At 73.1% G+C, this 18,884-nt stretch carries 13 protein-coding genes, 2 tRNA genes and 1 pseudogene; 14 read left to right on the plus strand and 2 right to left on the minus strand.

The annotated features are described in order from the left end of the window. Positions 1-11: 11 nt before the first annotated feature. From ACGFIR_RS21375 to ACGFIR_RS21410, 8 genes are all read left to right on the plus strand, one after another. Positions 12-614, plus strand: coding sequence for an EboA domain-containing protein (locus ACGFIR_RS21375; protein WP_393146669.1), 603 nt, complete (start codon positions 12-14; stop codon positions 612-614). Beyond that, on the plus strand, positions 614-1,480 hold the full coding sequence (locus tag ACGFIR_RS21380) for a TatD family hydrolase (protein WP_393146671.1): 867 nt from the start codon (positions 614-616) through the stop codon (positions 1,478-1,480). Before ACGFIR_RS21375 ends, ACGFIR_RS21380 begins: the two co-directional genes overlap by 1 nt. Beyond that, on the plus strand, positions 1,480-2,682 hold the full coding sequence (gene eboE, locus ACGFIR_RS21385) for a metabolite traffic protein EboE (RefSeq protein WP_393146673.1): 1,203 nt from the start codon (positions 1,480-1,482) through the stop codon (positions 2,680-2,682). The genes ACGFIR_RS21380 and eboE overlap by 1 nt, the downstream gene beginning before the upstream one ends. Positions 2,683-2,758: 76 nt before the next feature. After that, positions 2,759-4,225, plus strand: coding sequence for an alkaline phosphatase family protein (locus ACGFIR_RS21390; RefSeq protein WP_393146675.1), 1,467 nt, complete (start codon positions 2,759-2,761; stop codon positions 4,223-4,225). After that, positions 4,222-5,289, plus strand: coding sequence for a polyprenyl synthetase family protein (locus ACGFIR_RS21395; RefSeq protein WP_393001649.1), 1,068 nt, complete (start codon positions 4,222-4,224; stop codon positions 5,287-5,289). Before ACGFIR_RS21390 ends, ACGFIR_RS21395 begins: the two co-directional genes overlap by 4 nt. 312 nt (positions 5,290-5,601) lie before the next feature. Beyond that, the gene (locus tag ACGFIR_RS21400) at positions 5,602-8,469 is read left to right on the plus strand and encodes a PQQ-dependent sugar dehydrogenase (protein WP_393146677.1); all 2,868 of its coding nucleotides are present in this window, start codon (positions 5,602-5,604) and stop codon (positions 8,467-8,469) included. A 71-nt stretch (positions 8,470-8,540) separates the two neighbouring features. Beyond that, a complete protein-coding gene (locus tag ACGFIR_RS21405) occupies positions 8,541-10,646 on the plus strand; it encodes a ThuA domain-containing protein (RefSeq protein ID WP_393146679.1) in 2,106 nt (701 codons plus the stop codon). A gap of 310 nt (positions 10,647-10,956) precedes the next feature. Beyond that, a complete protein-coding gene (locus ACGFIR_RS21410; protein ID WP_393001655.1) occupies positions 10,957-11,964 on the plus strand; it encodes a sugar phosphate isomerase/epimerase family protein in 1,008 nt (335 codons plus the stop codon). A gap of 154 nt (positions 11,965-12,118) precedes the next feature. On the opposite strand, the gene ACGFIR_RS21415 is transcribed toward ACGFIR_RS21410, so the two are convergent. Next, positions 12,119-12,514 (minus strand): hypothetical protein, encoded by a 396-nt coding sequence (locus ACGFIR_RS21415; RefSeq protein ID WP_393146681.1) that lies wholly within the window; start codon positions 12,512-12,514, stop codon positions 12,119-12,121. Between the two features lie 270 nt (positions 12,515-12,784). On the opposite strand from ACGFIR_RS21415, the gene ACGFIR_RS21420 reads away from it, so the two are divergent. From ACGFIR_RS21420 to ACGFIR_RS21445, 6 genes are all read left to right on the plus strand, one after another. Continuing rightward, a tRNA-Asn gene (locus tag ACGFIR_RS21420) sits at positions 12,785-12,857 on the plus strand. 365 nt (positions 12,858-13,222) lie between these two features. Beyond that, positions 13,223-14,461, plus strand: coding sequence for an NAD(P)/FAD-dependent oxidoreductase (locus ACGFIR_RS21425; RefSeq protein ID WP_393146683.1), 1,239 nt, complete (start codon positions 13,223-13,225; stop codon positions 14,459-14,461). A 44-nt stretch (positions 14,462-14,505) separates the two neighbouring features. Beyond that, positions 14,506-15,453, plus strand: a complete 948-nt coding sequence (locus ACGFIR_RS21430; protein WP_393146685.1) for a hypothetical protein — start codon at positions 14,506-14,508, stop codon at positions 15,451-15,453. After that, a complete protein-coding gene (locus tag ACGFIR_RS21435; protein WP_393146687.1) occupies positions 15,450-17,144 on the plus strand; it encodes a M16 family metallopeptidase in 1,695 nt (564 codons plus the stop codon). Before ACGFIR_RS21430 ends, ACGFIR_RS21435 begins: the two co-directional genes overlap by 4 nt. 63 nt (positions 17,145-17,207) lie before the next feature. Then, positions 17,208-17,281: transfer RNA gene (locus tag ACGFIR_RS21440), tRNA-Ile, on the plus strand. Positions 17,282-17,399: 118 nt separating this feature from the next. Then, positions 17,400-17,837, plus strand: coding sequence for a hypothetical protein (locus ACGFIR_RS21445; protein WP_393146689.1), 438 nt, complete (start codon positions 17,400-17,402; stop codon positions 17,835-17,837). An 18-nt stretch (positions 17,838-17,855) separates the two neighbouring features. Here the strand turns inward: ACGFIR_RS21445 and ACGFIR_RS21450 are convergent. Continuing rightward, positions 17,856-18,884 (minus strand): annotated as a pseudogene (locus tag ACGFIR_RS21450) (recombinase family protein); the annotation flags it as partial.

An 18,884-nucleotide genomic window follows, 5' to 3' on the forward strand; every position in this document is an offset into this window, starting at 1 on the left:
GAGGAGACGGGATGACACCGGATCAACTGCGGGCCGCGCTGCGGGGCGTACCCGAACCCGACTGGCTCGACGAGGCGCTGCGGCGGGTGGCGGCCGAACCGGCGACGATCGACCGGTTCTTCCCGGCGGCCGGGCGGCGCTGCGGCCGGGCACCGCTGCCCGGGGCGCCCGGCTGGAGCACCGACGAGGCGGCCCGGGCCCTGCTGCTGGCCGCGCTGCCGACCGACCACGCGACCCACGCCGAGACCCGCTACCGGCAGGGCGACGCCGCCGAGAAGCGGGCCGTGCTCAAGGCGCTGCCGCTGCTGCCGGTCGGCGCGGCCGGGACGCCGCTGCTGCACGACGCGATCCGCACCAACGACACCCGGCTGCTGGCCGCCGCCCTCGGCCCGTACGCCCGGCACCTCGACCCGGCCGCCTGGCGGCAGGCGGTGCTCAAGTGCGTCTTCACCGGCGTGCCGCTGGCCGTGGTGCACGACCTCGACGCCCGCGCCGACGGCGAACTCGCCACGATGCTCGCGTCGCTGGCGGCCGAGCGGCAGGCCGCCGGGCGCACCATGCCGGCGGACGCGATCGACCTGCTCACCCGGCTGCGCGAAATCCAGGAGGCCTGATGCGCATCTTCGACCCGCACATCCACATGACCTCGCGGACCACGGACGACTACGAGCGGATGGCCGCCGCCGGCGTCCGGGCGGTGGTGGAGCCGGCGTTCTGGCTCGGCCAGCCCCGCACCAGCCCCGCCTCCTTCGCCGACTACTTCGACTCGCTGGTCGGCTGGGAGCCGTTCCGGGCCGGGCAGTTCGGGATCCGCCACCACGCCACGGTCGCGCTGAACCCGAAGGAGGCCAACGACCCGCGCTGCCGCCCGGTGCTCGACCTGCTGCCGCGCTACCTCGACAAGGACGCCGTGGTGGCGGTCGGCGAGATCGGCTACGACTCGATGACGCCGGAGGAGGACGAGGCGTTCGCCGCCCAGCTCACCCTGGCCGTGGCCCACGACCTGCCGGCCCTGGTGCACACCCCGCACCGGGACAAGGCCCGGGGCGTCGAACGCAGCCTCGCCGTCGTCGCCGAGTCCGGCGTCGCGCCGGGCCGGGTGGTGCTCGACCACCTCAACGAGGTGACGGTGGGGCTGGTCCGCGACACCGGCTGCTGGCTGGGCTTCTCCATCTATCCCGACACCAAGATGTCGCCGCCGCGCATGGTGGAGCTGCTGCGGGTGTACGGGACGGAGCGGGTGCTGGTCAACTCGGCGGCCGACTGGGGACGCTCGGACCCGCTGCTCACCCGGGCCACCGGGGAGGCGATGCTGCTGGCCGGCTTCACCGACGACGACGTGGACCGGGTGCTGTGGCGCAACCCGGTCGAGTTCTACGGCCAGTCCGGGCGGCTCGACCTGACGGACCTGGGGCACGCCGCCGCCGACCCGCCGATCGGCACCTGGGCGGGCAACTCGATCCTGCGCGGCGGCAGCTGATGCGGCTGCGGCACGCCGGCGGCGACACCGTCCACCTCGGCTACTGCACGAACGTGCACCCCGCCGAGGACCTCGCCGGCATCCTGCGCCAACTGGGCACCCACGCCGTGCCCGTACGCGAGGCGCTCGGCGCCGACCTGCTCGGCCTCGGGCTGTGGCTGGCCGCCCCGGTCGCCGCCGAGCTGGCCGCCGACCCCGCCGCCCGCCGCCGGCTGCGGGCCGCGCTGACCGCCCGGGGGCTGGAGGTGGTCACGCTCAACGGCTTCCCGTACGCGGCCTTCCAGGCTCCCGTGGTCAAGGGCGACGTCTACCACCCGGACTGGACGACGGGCGGGCGGCTCGCGTACACCCTGGACCTGGCCCGGGTGCTCGCCGACCTGCTGCCCGACGACGCGGCCCGGGGCTCGGTCTCCACCCTGCCGCTGGCCTGGCGGCGGCCCTGGGACGCCGCCCGCGCGGACGCCGCCCGCCACCGGCTCGACCAGCTCGCGGCCGGTCTCGCGGCCGTCGAACGGGCGACCGGTCGCAGCGTCCGGGTCGGGTTCGAGCCGGAGCCGGGCTGCGTGGTGGAGAGCACCGGGCAGGCCGTCGCGGCACTGTCCGGCGTGGACACCGACCGGCTCGGCGTCTGCCTGGACCTCGCCCACCTCGCCTGCGCCTGGGAGGCGCCGGCCGAAGCGGTGAGCCGGCTGCGTACGGCCGGGCTGCCGGTGGTGAAGGTGCAGGTCTCGGCCGCCATCGAGGCGCCCGCCGGGGCGACGCCGGCGCTGCGCCGCTGGGTGGAGCCGCGTTTCCTGCACCAGACCCGGGCGGCCGGCTGCGCGGGGGCGGCCGACCCCGCCGATCCCGCCCACGCCGCCGACGACCTGGACGCCGCCCTGGCCGCGCGGCTGCCCGGCCCGTGGCGGGTGCACTACCACGTGCCGCTGCACGCCCCGCCCGAGCCGCCGCTGGGCTCGACCCTGCCGGTGCTGCGCGCCGCGCTGGCCGCGCTCTACGCCGGGCCGGAGGCGGGCTGCGACCACCTCGACGTCGAGACGTACACCTGGGGGGTGCTGCCGGCCGCGCGGCGCCCGCGCACCGACGCGGAGCTGGCCGCCGGCATCGCCGCGGAGCTGGCCTTCGCCCGCGCCGAGCTGCTCGCCCTGGGCCTGGCGCCGGCGGGCCGGGCGACCCCGGCGACGGCGGAGGTACGGCGATGAGCGAGCGTCAGCGAGTGAATCATCGAAACAGGGCTGATGTGGCTCATGGCGGCGCCGAGCGGAGCGAGGTGACGACATGAGCCGGCGGCTGGTGGTGCTGGACGTGGTGGGGCTGACCCCGCGCCTGCTCGCGCACATGCCCCGGCTGCGCGCGGTCGCCGACGCCGGCTTCCGCGCGGAGCTGGGCACCGTGCTGCCCGCGCTGACCTGCCCGGTGCAGTCGACGTTCCTCACCGGGGAGCTCCCGACCGGGCACGGGATCGTCGGCAACGGCTGGTACTTCCGGGACCTCGGCGAGGTGCTGCTCTGGCGGCAGCACCACGCCCTGGTCGGTGGCGAGAAGCTGTGGCAGGCGGCCCGCCGCGTCGAGCCGGGCTTCACTGTGGCCAACGTCTGCTGGTGGTACGCCATGGGCGCCGACGTGGACTGGACGGTCACCCCGCGCCCCGTCTACCGCGCGGACGGGCGCAAGGAGCCGGACTGCTACACCGACCCGCCGGAGCTGCACGACGCCCTCACCGACCGGCTCGGCACCTTCCCGCTGTTCAGCTACTGGGGGCCGGGCGCCGGGCTGGCGTCGTCGGCGTGGATCTGCCGGGCCGCCGAGCGGATCCTCGCCGACCACGCGCCGGACCTGACCCTGGTCTACGTCCCGCACCTCGACTACGACCTGCAACGTCACGGCCCCTCGTCGCCCCGGGCCGCCGCGGCGGCGGCCGAGCTGGACGGGGTGCTCGGGCCGCTGCTGGACGCCGCCCGCGCCCGCGACGCGACCGTGGTGGTGCTCTCCGAGTACGGCATCACCGACGTCTCCCGGCCGGTCGACGTCAACCGGCTGCTGCGCGCCGAGGGGCTGCTGCGGGTGCACACCCAGGCCGGCATGGAGTACCTCGACCCGTGGACCTCGCGGGCCTTCGCGGTGGCCGACCACCAGGTGGCGCACGTCTACGTCCGCGACCCGGCCGACGTGCCGGCGGTGGCGGCGCTCTGCGCGGGGCTGCCCGGGGTGGCCGAGGTGCTCGACGCCGACGGCCGGGCCGCGCACGGGCTGGACCACCCGCGCGCCGGCGAGCTGGTCCTCGTCGCCGAGCCGGACGCCTGGTTCACCTACTACTACTGGCTCGACGACGCCCGCGCGCCCGACTTCGCCCGGCTGGTGGAGATCCACCGGAAGCCGGGTTACGACCCCGCCGAGCTGTTCTTGGACCCGGCCGCGCCGGGTGCGGCGAAGCGGCGGGCCGCCGTGGCGCTGGCCCGCAAGAAGCTCGGGATGCGCTACCTGATGAGCGTGGTGGGGCTGGACGCCGGCGCCCGGGCGGTGCGCGGGTCGCACGGCCGGCTCCCGGCCGACTCCGCCGACGGACCGGTGCTGCTCTGCTCCGATCCGTCCGCAGCCCGGGACCGGGTCGCCGCGACCGAGGTCAAGGCACTCCTGCTGGAGCTGGCGGGGCTGACGCTGCCGGCAACCCCCGGCACGGTCCCGCCGCCGTCGGCCGCGCCGTCCACCCCGCCGTCGGCCGGGTCGTCCGGGGAGGAGGCGTGACCGCCGTCGTCGCCCCGACCGACACGAGCGGGCTGCGGGCCCGGTTCGACGCCGCACTCGCCGCCTTTCTCGACCGGCAGGGCCGGGACTGGCCGGACGGCGCGCCCCGGGGCGTCTTCACCGCGCTGCACCGGTTCGTGCTGGCCGGCGGCAAGCGGCTGCGCCCGCTCTTCTGCTACTGGGGGTGGCGGGGCGCGGGCGGCCCCGACGGTGCCCCGATCGTGACGGCCGCCGCCGCGTTGGAGCTGTTCCACGCGTTCGCGCTGATCCACGACGACATCCTGGACGGCAGCGACCGCCGCCGGGGCGGGCCGTCGGTGCACCGGCTCTTCGCCGACCTGCACGCCCGCTCGTCCTGGCGCGGCGACCCCGAGGCGTACGGGCGCAACACCGCGCTGCTCTGCGGCGACCTCTGCGCCGCCTGGTCCGACCAGATGTTCCACGAGTGCGGCCTGGACGCGGGGCGGGTGCACCGGGGGTACGCGGTCTACGCGCTGATGCGCACCGAGGTGATCGCGGGGGAGTACCTGGACCTGGTCTCGGGGGTGGGCGACGGCTCGGTGGCGAGCGCGCTGACCGTGGTCCGGATGAAGGCGGCCCGCTACACGGTCACCCGGCCGTTGCAGATCGGGGCGACGCTGGCCGGGGCCGGGCCGGAGCTGCTCGCCGCGCTGGCCGAGTTCGGCGACCCGCTGGGCGATGCGTTCCAACTGCGCGACGACGTGCTGGGGGTCTTCGGCGACCCGACGGTCACCGGCAAGTCGGTCCTGGACGACCTGCGGGAGGGCAAGCCGACGGTGATGATGGCGCTGGCTCGCGGCGCCGCCGACCGGGCGCAGGCCGCGCGGCTGCGGGAGCTGTTCGGCAACCCGGCGCTCGACGGCGACGGCGCCGCCGAGCTGCGGAAGATCATCGAGGGCACCGGGGCCCGCGAGCGGATCGAGGAGATGATCCGGGTGCGCGCGCAGGCCGCCCTGGCGGCCCTGGGGTCCACTCCGGTGACCGTCGAGGCCCGTGCCGCCCTGACCGCCCTCGCCGCCCAGGCCGTCGACCGTCCCCTCTGAGGCGCGCTCCGGCAGGCGGCGACTTTTGACGGGATCGACGAAAGTTGGTGCCGAATCGGCGGAAGGTCTGGACACATCGATACTCGCCATTTAATGTCGGGCCATCACGAATCTGTTTCGTCGAGGTGAACCGGCGGCGCGGGCACCCATCGACTGGTGACCTCCGATCGATGGGGTCCACTCCATCCCTCGCAGGTCGCGGCCAGCCGGGCACGGCACCCCGGCGGGCCGACCGCATCCCCCGCTACGGCATCCGGCGCGACGGCGCGCGCCCGCCCTGGCAGTCACTCGTCAGGAAGGGACGGCACACCCATGTCCACCCAGGACGCCCCCAACCCACGGCTCCGACGACGGTTCTCCGCCGCCTCGGCGCTGCTGCTGGTCGCCACCGCCGGCACGGTCGCCCTCGGCGCCGGCCCGGCCACGCTGGGCGGCCCCGGCCCGGCCCAGGCCCACCCCATCGTCGGCACCGACTTCCAGCAGGTCACCCTCGCCAAGGGCGTCGCCGAGGTGGGCGAGCCCATGACGATCGCGGTGCTGCCGGACCGGTCGGTCCTGCACACCGCCCGCAACGGCACCGTCCGGCGTACGGACGCCGCCGGCACCACCTCCGTGATCGGCACGCTGCCGGTCTACACCCACGACGAGGAGGGGTTGCAGGGTGTCGGGGCCGACCCGAACTTCGCCAGCAACCGGCACATCTACCTCTACTACGCGCCGCCGCTGTCCACCCCGGCCGGCGACGCGCCGGCGACCGGCACCGACTTCTCGGCCTGGCAGGGCGTCAACCGGCTCTCCCGGTTCACCCTCAACGCCGACTTCACCATCAACACCGGCAGCAAGGTCGACATCCTCGACGTGCCCGCCGACCGGGGCATGTGCTGCCACGTCGGCGGCGACATCGACTTCGACGCCGCCGGCAACCTCTACCTCTCCACCGGCGACGACACCAACCCGTTCGACTCCGCCGGGTACGCGCCCATCGACGAGCGCACCAACCGCAACCCCGCGTACGACGCGCAGCGCAGCGCGGCCAACACCAACGACCTGCGCGGCAAGATCCTGCGGATCAAGGTGAACGCCAACGGCACGTACTCGATCCCGGCGGGCAACATGTTCGTCGACTCGGACGCGCGGACCCGCCCCGAGATCTACGCGATGGGCTTCCGCAACCCGTTCCGGATGAGCGTGGACCGGGCCACCGGCATCGTCTACGTGGGCGACTACGGCCCGGACGCCGGCACCACCAGCGCCCGGGGGCCGAGCGGCCAGGTGGAGTTCAACCGGGTCACCGGGCCCGGCAACTACGGCTGGCCGTACTGCACCGGCACCAACACCGCCACCGAGACGTACGCCGAGTGGGACTTCGCCGCCGGGACCGCCGGGGCGAAGTACAACTGCTCCGGCGGGCCGACCAACAACTCCTTCCGCAACACCGGCCTGCCCACCCTGCCCGGCGCGAAGCCGGCCTGGATCCGGTACGCCGGCGACGCCGGCACCCCGCCCGAGTTCGGCAGCGGCTCCGAGTCGCCGATGGGCGGCCCCGTCTACCGCTACGACGCCGCGCTGAACTCCACCACCAAGTTCCCGCAGTCCTTCGACGGGCAGTTCTTCGCCGGCGAACTCGGCCGGGGCTGGGTCAAGCCGATCCACCTCAACGCCGACGGCAGCCCGGGCGGCATCGACACGTTCCCGTGGAACGGCAAGCAGATCATGGACATGGCGTTCGGGCCCGAGGGCGCGCTCTACATCCTCGACTACGGCACCGGCTACTTCAACGGCGACGCCAACTCGGCGCTCTACCGCTACGACTACATCGCCGGCGGCAACCGGGCGCCGACCGCCGTCGCCGCGGCCGACAAGACCTCCGGCGCCGCCCCGCTGACCGTGAACTTCTCCTCGGCGGGGTCCAGCGACCCCGAGGGCGGGGCGCTCACGTACTCCTGGGCGTTCGGCGACGGCACCAGCTCGACGGCGGCCAACCCCAGCAAGACGTACACCGCCAACGGCACCTACCAGGTCACCCTGACCGTCCGCGACCCCCAGGGCGCCACCGGCACGGCGAACGTGCAGATCGGCGTCGGCAACACCGCGCCCACGGTCACCATCAACAGCCCGGCCAACGGCAAGCTGTTCAGCTACGGCGACACGGTGCCGTTCAGCATCACGGTGACCGACCCGGAGGACCCCGCCATCGACTGCACCAAGGTCAAGATGACGTACGTGCTGGGCCACGACAACCACGGCCACCAGATCACCTCGAAGAACGGCTGCTCCGGCTCGATCACCATCCCCGTCGACGGTGAACACGACGACGCGGCGAACATCTTCGCCGTCTTCGACGCCGAGTACACCGACGCGGGCGGGCTGACCACGCACAAGCAGCACACCCTCCAGCCGCGCAAGCGCCAGGCGGAGCACTTCAAGACCTCCTCCGGCGTCGGCACCTTCGACAAGGGCACCGCCGAGGGCGGCCGGACCGTCGGCGACATCAACAACGGCGACTGGATCGCGTTCGAGCCGTACCGGATCGACGACGCGACCTCGTTCAGCGCCCGGGTCTCCTCGGCCGGCGCCGGCGGCACCCTCCAGGTGCGGGTCGGCTCGCCCACGGGCACCGTGCTCGGCTCCGCGACCGTGCCGGTCACCGGCGCCTGGGACGCGTTCACCACGGTCACCGGCAGCATCTCCGGGGCGCCGGCCAGCACCGGCACGCTCTACCTCACGTTCGCCGGCACGGGCACCGGCGCGCTCTACGACGTGGACACGTTCGCCTTCACCACCGGCTCGGCGGGGGTCCGCACCGGCCCGGTCGTCGGGCTCGGCGGCAAGTGCCTGGACGTACGCAACGCGGCCACCGCCGACGGCACCCAGATCCAGATCTACGGCTGCAACGGCACCGCCGCGCAGACGTGGACGGTGACGCCGAACTCGACGGTCAAGGCGCTGGGCAAGTGCCTGGACGTCTCCGGCGGCGGGTCCGCCGACGGCACGAAGATCCAGCTGTACGGCTGCAACGGCACCGGCGCGCAGAACTGGTCGGCCCAGGCGGACGGCACCCTGAAGAACCCGCAGACCGGCAAGTGCCTGGACGTCTCGGGCAACACCCCGGCCGACGGTCAGGCCGTGCACCTGTGGACCTGCCACACCGGCGCCAACCAGAAGTGGACCCTGCCCTGACCTGAGAGGAAGGGCCCCTGACGCCTGGTGCGCTGGAAGGGGCCCTTCCTGACACCTGTTGGGAGAGCGACATGCACAGACTCCTCCGACCCGCCCTCGGCGCGGCCACCGCCGTCCTCGCCGTCCTCGCCTGCACCACCCCGGCCACGCCGGCCAGCGCCGCCGACGCCCCGTACGACGTGCTGGTCTTCTCCAAGACCGCCGGCTTCCGGCACGACTCCATCGCGGTCGGCACCCAGGCGATCCGCGACCTCGGCGCGGCCAACAACTTCACCGTCACCGCCACCGAGGACGCCGCCCAGTTCACCACCGCCAACCTGTCCCGCTTCGAGGCGGTGGTCTTCCTCAACACCACCGGCGACGTGCTCGACGGCACGCAGCAGAGCGCCTTCGAGTCGTACATCGGCGCCGGAGGCGGGTACGTCGGCGTGCACGCCGCCGCCGACACCGAGTACGGCTGGTCCTTCTACGGCAACCTGGTCGGGGCGTACTTCGCCTCGCATCCGGCCATCCAGCCGGCCAACGTGAAGGCGGAGAACCGGGCGCACCCGGCCACCGCGCACCTGCCGCAGACCTGGAACCGCACCGACGAGTGGTACAACTACCAGACCAACGCCCGCTCCACGGCCCGGGTGCTGGCCACCCTCGACGAGTCCTCCTACACGGGCGGCTCGATGGGCGCCGACCACCCGCACTCCTGGTGCAAGACCTACAGCGGCGGCCGGTCCTTCTACACGGGCGGCGGGCACACCCAGGCGTCGTACGCCGAGCCGACCTTCCGCGCCCACCTGCTCGGCGGCATCAGGTACGCGGCCGGCCGGGCCAAGGCCGACTGCCGGCCCGAGACCGGCTACACGCCGCTCTACAACGGCTCCACCACCGGCTGGTCCCAGGCCGGGCCGGGCAGCTTCAGCAACGCCGACGCCACCCTCACCTCGGTCGGCGGGATGGGCCTGTACTGGTACAGCGCGAAGCAGTTCACCAACTACTCGCTGAAGCTGGACTGGCGGCTGGCCGGCGACGACAACTCCGGCGTCTTCATCGGCTTCCCACCGTCGAGCGACCCCTGGTCGGCGGTCAACAACGGCTACGAGGTGCAGATCGACGCCACGGACGCCGCCGACCGCACGACCGGCGCCGTCTACACCTTCAAGTCCGCCGACATCGCCGCCCGGGACGCGGCGCTGAACCCGCCGGGGGAGTGGAACACCTACGAACTGCTCGTCGAGGGCGAGCGCCTCCAGGTCTTCCTGAACGGCGTGAAGATCAACGACTTCACCAACACCGACCCGGTCCGCTCGCTCGCCGGCCACATCGGGCTCCAGAACCACGGCACCGACGACGACGCCTCGTTCCGCAACATCCGGATCAAGGAACTCGGCGTCAACCCGCCGGTCGGGAACACCGTCCAGGCCGAGGCGTTCAGCTCGGCCTCCGGGGTCTCGCCGTTCACCAAGGCCGGCGCGAACGGCGGGCAGACCCTCGGCCACATCGACCCGGGGGACTGGGCCGCGTACGCCGGGCTCGACCTGACCGGCACGACGTCGCTGCGGGCGCGGGTGGTCTCCGGCGGGCCGGGCGGCACCATCCAGGTGCGTACGGGCTCCGCGACCGGCACCGTCCTCGGCTCGGTGGCGGTGCCCAACACCGGCGGTTGGGACACCTTCGCCGACGTCACGGCCGCCCTCTCCGGTGTGCCGTCCGGCACCGGCACGCTCTACCTGACCTTCACGGGCTCGGGCACGGGGCTCTTCGACGTGGACGACTTCACGCTCGTCAGGTCCGGCGGCAGCGGCGGCGTCGGGCCGATCCGGGGCCTGGGCGGCAAGTGCCTGGACGTACGCAACGGCGCCACGGCCGACGGCACCCAGATCCAGATCTACGGCTGCAACGGGTCCACGGCGCAGACGTGGACGGTGACGCCGAACTCGACGGTGAAGGCGCTGGGCAAGTGCCTGGACGTCTCCGGCGGCGCCTCCGCCGACGGCACGAAGATCCAGTTGTGGACGTGCAACGGCACGGGGGCGCAGAACTGGTCGGCCCAGGCGGACGGCACCCTGAAGAACCCGCAGACCGGCAAGTGCCTGGACGTCTCGGGCAACAACCCGGCCGACGGTCAGGCCGTGCACCTGTGGACCTGCCACACCGGCGCCAACCAGAAGTGGACCCTGCCCTGATCCGCTGGCCCTCCCGTTCCTCCCCGCGGTCCCGCGGTCCGCGCCGGCACGGTGTGCGCACCGGGGACGGACAGCCGCAGGATCGCGGGGAGGGGCAGGGCTTTCGTGGGAGGGCCCGGCGGTTCTAGAGTGGGGGCGGCGACCGTGGCGGTTGCCGGTGACCGGCGGGAGGCGCAACCCGGCCGGTTCCAGGTGCCGACGCGCACCCGCCGGTGTTCCGCCTTGGCCCGCCGCGTACCCGGCCCCGCCCGGTCACCCTCGCCCCGGTCACGCACCCACGGAATCCCCATGATCACAGGGGAGAAGCACCATGGCGCGACCCATCACGCTCTTCACCGGCCAGTGGGCCGACCTTCCGTTCGACGAGGTCTGCCGGCTCGCCGCCGAGTGGGGCTACGACGGGCTGGAGATCGCCTGCTGGGGCGACCACTTCGAGGTCGACAGGGCACTCGCGGACGACTCGTACGTCGAGCGGAAGCGGGAGACCCTGGCGAAGCACAACCTGGAGGTCTTCGCGATCTCCAACCACCTCGTCGGCCAGGCCGTCTGCGACCACCCGATCGACGAGCGGCACCAGGGCATCCTGCCGGCGCGGATCTGGGGCGACGGCGAGCCGGAGGGGGTACGCCGCCGCGCCGCCGAGGAGATCAAGAACACGGCGCGGGCGGCGGCGAAGCTCGGGGTGGACACCGTCGTCGGCTTCACCGGATCGTCGATCTGGCACACGCTGGCGATGTTCCCGCCGGTGCCGCCGTCGATGATCGAGCGCGGCTACCAGGACTTCGCCGACCGGTGGAACCCGATCCTGGACGTCTTCGACGAGGTCGGGGTGCGGTTCGCCCACGAGGTGCACCCGAGCGAGATCGCGTACGACTACTGGACGACGAAGCGGACGCTGGAGGCGATCGGGCACCGGCCCGCGTTCGGGCTGAACTGGGATCCCTCGCACTTCGTCTGGCAGGAGCTGGACCCGGTGAACTTCATCTTCGACTTCGCCGACCGGATCTACCACGTCGACTGCAAGGACGCGAAGGTACGCACCGGCGACGGGCGTAGGGGCCGGCTCGCCTCGCACCTGCCGTGGGCGGACATGCGGCGCGGCTGGGACTTCGTCTCCACCGGCCACGGCGACGTGCCCTGGGAGGACTGCTTCCGGGCGTTGAACGCGATCGGCTACGCCGGCCCGATCTCGGTCGAGTGGGAGGACGCCGGGATGGACCGCCTCGTCGGCGCCCCGGAGGCGTTGCGGTTCGTCCGCCGGCTCGCCTTCGACGCCCCGGCCGCGGCCTTCGACGCCGCGTTCACCAGCAGGGACTGACCGACCCGAGCACCCGGGCGAGGGCTGCCCGAGCGTGGGTCCCCGTCATGGGCGGCGGCCCCCACACCGGCGGCACCGCCGGGCGCCCTCGCTCGTGGGTCCGCACACGAACGGGCCGGTCGCCCTGAGGCGACCGGCCCGTTCGAAGGTGTGATCAGAGGGCGCTGCCGTTGGTACCCGAGCTGGACGGCTTGCTACGGGGCGTGGTGCTGGCCGACCCGGGGGTCGAGGCCGTGCCCGACCCGGTGGCGCTCTTCGCGCCGACCGTGGCCGGCGTGCCGGCGAACGCGTCGTCGGCGGCAGTCAGATCCTGCTTGTGGCCGTTGCTGCCCAGCTTCTCGCCCAGCTTCGACTGGCCGAGCTTGTCCTTGCCCTCGCTGTAGAGGCGGGTCGCCTGGGCCTGCGCGACACCGGCCGCCTCCTGGACGGTCGGGTGGTCGAGCACCTTGCGGCCCCGGATCACCAGCTCCTCGTACTTCTCCCGACCGGCACGGGCGCCCAGGACGAATCCCGCAGCCAGCCCGCCAAGGAACATCATCTTTCCGCGCATGGCGGCTCCTTCCGTACCTGACGCGCCGTCGTCCGACGGTTACCCCGTCGGTGGCGACCAAATCGCGCCTGCCTTCTCTGTCCGCAGCTAACTACCCATCCTGCTCTCCGCTCATACCTCCTTGTGCCGTGATGACGATTTGTCTGGGTTTATTGTCGTGTCGCCCGGGGACGGGGCGGCAGGTAACCCCCTGGACCAACACCCCCCGGAATCCTGTACTCTTGTCCCCGTCGCACGGCACAGCGAGATCGGTGCCGGATGACGTAGCGGTCCCCCGTAGCTCAATTGGCAGAGCAGCCGGCTGTTAACCGGCAGGTTTTTGGTTCGAGTCCAAACGGGGGAGCTTCCACACCAGACGCCCGTCGGCCCTGCCGGCGGGCGTTCGCCGTTGCCGCCCCGCCCCGCTTTGGTCGGGCGGGCGCGATCCGTTTCCCCCACCCCGGGCCCGTTCGCCCGGCAGGATGGTCGATGCCGACCCGGACTCCCGCCGCGTCATCGGTGCGCCGGTCCGTGCGGGTAGGTGTGCGATGCCCGGAAACGGTCGCCGTGGCGGAAACCCGCCGCGGGCAGGGCGACCCCGTGCGCGGTCAGCAGGTCCTCCGTCGCCAGCGGCGGTCGCCGACGCCAGCCGACCGCCGGGCACCCGCAGGACGGCGAGGCCCGGGGCGCCGCGCGCCAGGGGCGGGACGGAGAGCGGAAGGGGGCAAGGTGCGCGCTGACACCGACGTGGTCGTGGTCGGCGGCGGCCTGGCCGGGCTTGCCGCAGCCCGGCGGCTGCACCGCGCGGGAGTGCCGTGGCGGCTGCTCGAGGCCGGCGGCCGGCTCGGCGGTCGGGTCGCCACCGACGCCGTCGACGGCTACCTGCTGGACCGGGGCTTCCAGGTGCTCAACACCGCGTACCCCCGGCTCGGTGCCCTGCTCGACGTCGACCGGCTGCGCCTCGGCCACTTCACCTCCGGCGTGCTGGTGCGCAGGGGCGATCGGCTGACCCGCCTGGTGCACCCGCTGCGCGAACCCACCGGCGTGCCCGGCACCGCGCTGGCCGGCGTGGGCTCGCTGCTCGACCGGCTGCGCCTCGCCGCGCTCGCCACCGGCTGCGCCACCCTGCCGAAGGACCGGCTGCTCGCCGCCCCGGAGACCACCAGCCAGACCGCGCTGCGCCGCGCCGGCCTCTCCGACGCGATCATCGAGGAGCTGCTGCGGCCGTTCCTCTCCGGCGTCCTCATCGACCGCGAGCTGGAGACCTCCAGCCACGTGCTGGCGATGGTGCTGCGCTCCTTCGCCCGGGGCCGGATCGGCCTGCCCGCCGAGGGGATGGCCGCGCTGCCCCGCGCCGTCGCCGACCCGCTGCCGGCGGAGCTGATCGACCTGGACACCCCGGTCGCCGAGGTGGCGCCCGGGAGGGTCCGCACCCAGGCCGGCGACATCGCCTGCCGCGCCGTCGTGGTCGCCGTGGACCCGCCGGCGGCGGCCACGCTGCTGCCAGGTCTGCCGGCGGTACGCATGCACAGCTACACCACGTACTACCACAGCACCGGGGAGCCGCCGCTGGACGAGCCGATCCTGCTCGTCGACGGCGACCGGCGGGAGATCGTCGCCAACACGGCGGTGGTCAGCCGGGCCGCGCCCACGTACGCGCCGGACGGGCGGCACCTGGTCGCCACCTCGGTCGTCGGCCCGTCGGCCCCGCCCGAGCCGACCGTACGGGCGGAACTCGCCCGCCTCTACGGCCGCTCCACGGCGGACTGGACCCACCTGACCACGGTCGTCATCCCCGACGCGCTGCCCGCCGCGCCCCCGCCGCAGGGGCGGCTGCGCAAGCCGGTGGCGCTCGGGGAGGGGCTGTTCGTGGCCGGGGACCATCGGGACAGCCCGTCGGTCCAGGGCGCCCTGGCCAGCGGCTGGCGTGCCGCCGGAGCCGTCCTGACGGAGCTGCGTACCGCCTGAACGGAGGGCTGGGCCGCCGATGAAGATCACCTATGATCCTCGCCATGCCCGCCCCCCTCCCGGTGCCCAACTTCGACCCGGCCGCCGCGTTTGCCGAGGTCACGCACCTGCGCGCGGCGCTCGCCGGGGGCGACTGGCCCGGCGTCCGCCGGCTCCTGGAGCCGCTCGACTGGGACGGGCGCACCATGCTCGTACGCGTCGGCGGCGAGGTCGACGGCATCGAGCCGTTCCTCCGCTCGGTGCTCGCGCGGCAACCCGACGACACCCTGGCCGCGACCCTGCTCGCCTCGCACCTGATCGAGGTCGGCTGGAAGATCCGCTCCGACGCCCGGGCCGCGCACGTCAGCCGGGAGCAGTTCGACCGGTTCCACACCCACCTGCGGCAGGCGGAGCAGTTGCTCATCGACGTCTGCGCACGCGACCCGGGCAACGTGGCGGCCTGGCAACTGCGGCTGCCCACCGCGATGGGCCTGCAACTCGGCCAGGCCGAGGCCCGCCGCCGCTACGACCGACTGGTCGCGTACGCGCCGCACCACCTCTCCGCGCAGACCTCGCTGCTCCAGCAGTACTGCCCGAAGTGGAGCGGCAACTGGGAGAAGGCGTTCGCCTTCGCCCGCGAGTGCATGCTGGCCGCGCCCGAGGGCGCCCCCAACGGGGTGCTGGTCGCCGAGGCGCACCTGGAACGCTGGGTCGACTGCGACACCTCGGCGCAGCGCGCCCAGTACCTGCGCGACCCGCAGGTCGCCAGGGACGTCCGGGAGGCCGCCGAACGCTCGGTGCTGCACCCGGCCTTCCAACACCGGCCCGGCTGGGTGTCCGTCCGCTCCGTCTTCGCGCTGATGCTCAGCCGGTTGGAGATGTGGGACGCCGCCCGCGCCCAGTTCGAGGCGCTCGGCAACCTCGGCAGCGAGTACCCCTGGTCCTACCTCGGCGGGGCCAAGGGATACGTCAGGTACCGCGCCGAGGCGTACGAGAAGGGTCGCCCGCGATGATCCAGGAGCTGGACGTGGACGGGGTGCCCACGCTGCTCGCCCCCACCGGCGGGCCGATGCGCGCCGGGCTGACCTTCCGGGTCGGCACCGCCGACGAGACGCTCGCCCGCAGCGGCATCACCCACCTGCTGGAACACCTCGCGCTGGCCCCCCTCGGGCTGGCCGACTACCACGTCAACGGCGCCACCGGGCCGGTGTTCACCACGTTCCACATGCAGGGCTCCGCGCAGGACATCGCCACCTTCCTCACCTCGGTCTGCGCCAACCTGACCGAGCTGCCGACCGGCCGCCTGGACGTGGAGAAGGAGATCCTGCGTACCGAGCACAGCAGCCGGGGCACGGCCGCCGCCGACGACATCCCGCTGTGGCGGCACGGCGCCCGCGACTTCGGCCTCATCAGCTACCCGGAGTGGGGGCTGGGCGCGCTCACCGCCGACGACCTGCGGCAGTGGGCGGCCCGCTGGTTCACCCGGGAGAACGCGGTGCTGTGGATCGCCGGGAAGGCCGTGCCCGCCGGGCTGCGGCTGGCGCTGCCATCGGGCGTACGGCGGCCGGTGCCGGCGGCGTCGTCGGCGCTGCCGCGGACCCCCGCGTACTTCGTCAGCGGCTCGCGGGCGGTGGTGCTGGACGCCCTCGTGCGGCGCCGGACCGCCGCGAGCGTCTTCGCCGGGGTGCTGGAGCGCGAGCTGTACCGGGCGCTGCGCCAGGACGGCGGGCTCTCCTACCAGACCACGGCGGGCTACGAGCCGCGCGGCGACGGCCACGCGACGCTGCGGGCGCTCGCCGACGCGCTGCCGGAGAAGCAGGACGCCGTGCTGGGCGGCTTCGTCGACACGCTCGCCAAGCTGCGGGTCGGCCGGATCGACCAGGCCGACCTCGACGCCGTCGTGGCGAAGCGGGAGGATTTCCTCGGCACCGCCGAGGTGGACGCGGCGCGGCTGCCGTCGTACGCCTTCAACGTGCTCACCGGGGAGCGCAACCTCACGGTCGACGAGCACCGGGCCGAGCTGAAGGCCGTCGACATCGACGACGTGCACGAGGTGGCCCGCGAGGCGCTGACCACCGCGCTGCTCATGGTGCCCGAGGGCCACCGGGCCGACTGGGCCGGCTTCGCCGAGGCACCGACGCGCTCGGCCGACACGGTGAGCGGCACCGCCTACCGGGAGAAGGAGGGCGACGGCGAGCTGCACGTCGGCGTCGACGGGGTGAGCTGGCACGGCCACGGCGGCCCACTCACCGTGCGGTACGCCGACTGCGCCCTGATGCTCGCCTGGCCCGACGGCGCCCGGCAGCTCATCGGCGACGACGCCATCTCGATGCGCATCGAACCGACCATGTTCGACCTGCACCCCGGCGCGATCCGGGTCATCGACTCCCAGGTGCCGGCCGACCGGCAGGTGGTCATGCCGGCCCGCGACCCGGACCGCATCCCGCAGCCACGGGCCGCGACGACCGCCCTCGGTCGACGGGAGCCGGCGCGGCGTTCCTGGTGGGAGATCCCGCTGATGGTCGTCAGCGGCCTCGCCGCGCTGGCGATCGGCGGCGGAACCTTCCTGCTCACCCTCGGCATGTTCGTCACCGAGACCGCCGAGAGCGACAAGGGCTGGCTGTGGGGCACCATCGCGGTGGGCTGGCTGCTCACTGTTATCCTCGCGTTGCCCATCGTGCTGCTGCGCCGAAGACGCCGATGAGCGACGGCGCCGTTTCGTGCTGGCCGGTGATCCACCGGGCGGGATAAACTCCGGCGCGGTGTTGGGGCGGTAGCTCAGCCGGTTAGAGCAGGGGACTCATAATCCCTCGGTCGCGGGTTCGAGTCCCGCCCGCCCCACCGACCGCACCATTGTGCGAACCGGTGGTACTCCTGAAGTGTCCCCGTCCTTCTCGGGCGGGGACATTGTCGTGTCGGTGGGGATCTTGAACACGGGGACGACTCCCTGGTCAGTGAGTTGGACTTCGGCGATGAGGGTCTCGATGGCGGCCTTGCGTTCGGTGTCGCTGCCGCTGGCCATGATCGTGGTGAGGTAGTCGCGGATCAGGGCGATGGTGCCGGGTGCCGGTGGGGCGGGCTGGGCGGCGAGACCGGCTGCGAGTTCGGCGTGCCGGGCATGGAGTTGGGCCAGCCGTTGGCGGAGTTCCCGGATACGGGGGCCGGCAGTGGCGTCGTCCATGGTGCCGTTCTCGAACGCGGTGTGATACCGGTCGATGGCCGCCTCGGTGGTGGTGATCTGGTGGGCGAGGGCGGTGAGTTCAGCGCCTCGGTCGTCGGTGGTGCTGTTGCGTTGGGCGTGGGCGCGTTCGATCATGGCGGTCAGGACAGGTTCGGCGGTGGTGTAGAAGTCGTGCAGCGCGGTGAGGATGGCGTTGTCGAGGTCGTCGGCGGGTAGGCGGGGTGCGTCGCAGGTGGCGTGTTTGCCGTATCGGGTGCGGGTGAAGCAGGTGTAGTAGCGGTAGCGGCGGGTCCGTCCGTTGGCGGACGTGCCGATGTAGCGCTGTCCGCAGCGTGGACATGTCAGTAGGCCGGTGAGGTAGTAGTCCGAGTCGGACATGGCCCGCTGGGTTTGGACGTCACCGCGCGCGTTGGCGATGTCCTGGGCGCGTTGGAAGGTGTCCCGGTCGATGAGCGCGTCGTGGGCGTCGGGGACGTAGACGTCGCGGTAGGCGATGTCCCCGACGTAGGCGGGGTTGTCCAGGATCCGGTTGATGGTGTGTCCGGACCACTTCTTCCCGGTCCGGTTCGGGACGCCGCGTTCGTTGAGGATGGTGGCGATGGCGCGGGTGCCGACGCGGTCGCGGGTGTAAAGGCGGAAGATGTCGCGGAGGATGGGTGCCTCGTCGGGGTGGGGGACGAGGCGGTGGTCGGGGTTGACGAGGTAGCCGTAGGGGCGGGTGCCGCCGGCCCATTTGCCTTTGCTGGCTTTCGCGGTCATGCCACTTTTCACTCGGTCGATGATGATGTTGCGTTCGAATTCGGCGAACACGGCGAGGAGTTGGAGCATCATGCGGCCGAAGGGTCCGCCGGTGTCGACGGGTTCGGTGGCGGAGGAGAATCGGACGCCGGATGCTTCGAGGATGTTGATGAGGTCGAGTAGGTCGGCGACGCTGCGGCTGAATCGGTCGAGTCGGTAGACGAGAAGGACGTCGTAGAGGCCGGCTTTCGCGGCGTGGAGTGCTTTGCGGAGGCCGGGGCGGTGGGTGGTGGCGCCGGAGGCGTCGTCTTCGTATTCGGCGACGATGGTCCACCCGGGTTGGGAGGCGACGTATTTCTCCAGGGCGGCGCGTTGGGCGTCGAGTGAGAACGGTTGGTGTTCGTCGTCGGTGGAGCGGCGGATGTAGACGCAGACCCGGCACGGGCCGGTAGGCCGCTCGGCTGTGGTGGGTTGGTGGGCGCGTCGGCCGCGCCGCTTGGGTGGGGCGAGAGGTGGGGCTGTCAT

The organism is Micromonospora sp. NPDC049051 (assembly GCF_043197575.1).
Taxonomy (GTDB): Bacteria; Actinomycetota; Actinomycetes; order Mycobacteriales; family Micromonosporaceae; genus Micromonospora.

What these genes read in the sequence shown, in the direction of transcription:
- ACGFIR_RS21380 (WP_393146671.1), top strand. Translation starts at nt 614, where the DNA reads ATGCGCATCTTCGACCCGCACATCCACATGACCTCGCGGACCACGGAC.
- ACGFIR_RS21430 (WP_393146685.1), top strand. Translation starts at nt 14,506, where the DNA reads ATGCCCGCCCCCCTCCCGGTGCCCAACTTCGACCCGGCCGCCGCGTTT.
- eboE (WP_393146673.1), top strand. Translation starts at nt 1,480, where the DNA reads ATGCGGCTGCGGCACGCCGGCGGCGACACCGTCCACCTCGGCTACTGC.
- ACGFIR_RS21405 (WP_393146679.1), top strand. Translation starts at nt 8,541, where the DNA reads ATGCACAGACTCCTCCGACCCGCCCTCGGCGCGGCCACCGCCGTCCTC.
- ACGFIR_RS21390 (WP_393146675.1), top strand. Translation starts at nt 2,759, where the DNA reads ATGAGCCGGCGGCTGGTGGTGCTGGACGTGGTGGGGCTGACCCCGCGC.
- ACGFIR_RS21435 (WP_393146687.1), top strand. Translation starts at nt 15,450, where the DNA reads ATGATCCAGGAGCTGGACGTGGACGGGGTGCCCACGCTGCTCGCCCCC.
- ACGFIR_RS21400 (WP_393146677.1), top strand. Translation starts at nt 5,602, where the DNA reads ATGTCCACCCAGGACGCCCCCAACCCACGGCTCCGACGACGGTTCTCC.
- ACGFIR_RS21375 (WP_393146669.1), top strand. Translation starts at nt 12, where the DNA reads ATGACACCGGATCAACTGCGGGCCGCGCTGCGGGGCGTACCCGAACCC.
- ACGFIR_RS21415 (WP_393146681.1), bottom strand. Translation starts at nt 12,514, where the DNA reads ATGCGCGGAAAGATGATGTTCCTTGGCGGGCTGGCTGCGGGATTCGTC.
- ACGFIR_RS21410 (WP_393001655.1), top strand. Translation starts at nt 10,957, where the DNA reads ATGGCGCGACCCATCACGCTCTTCACCGGCCAGTGGGCCGACCTTCCG.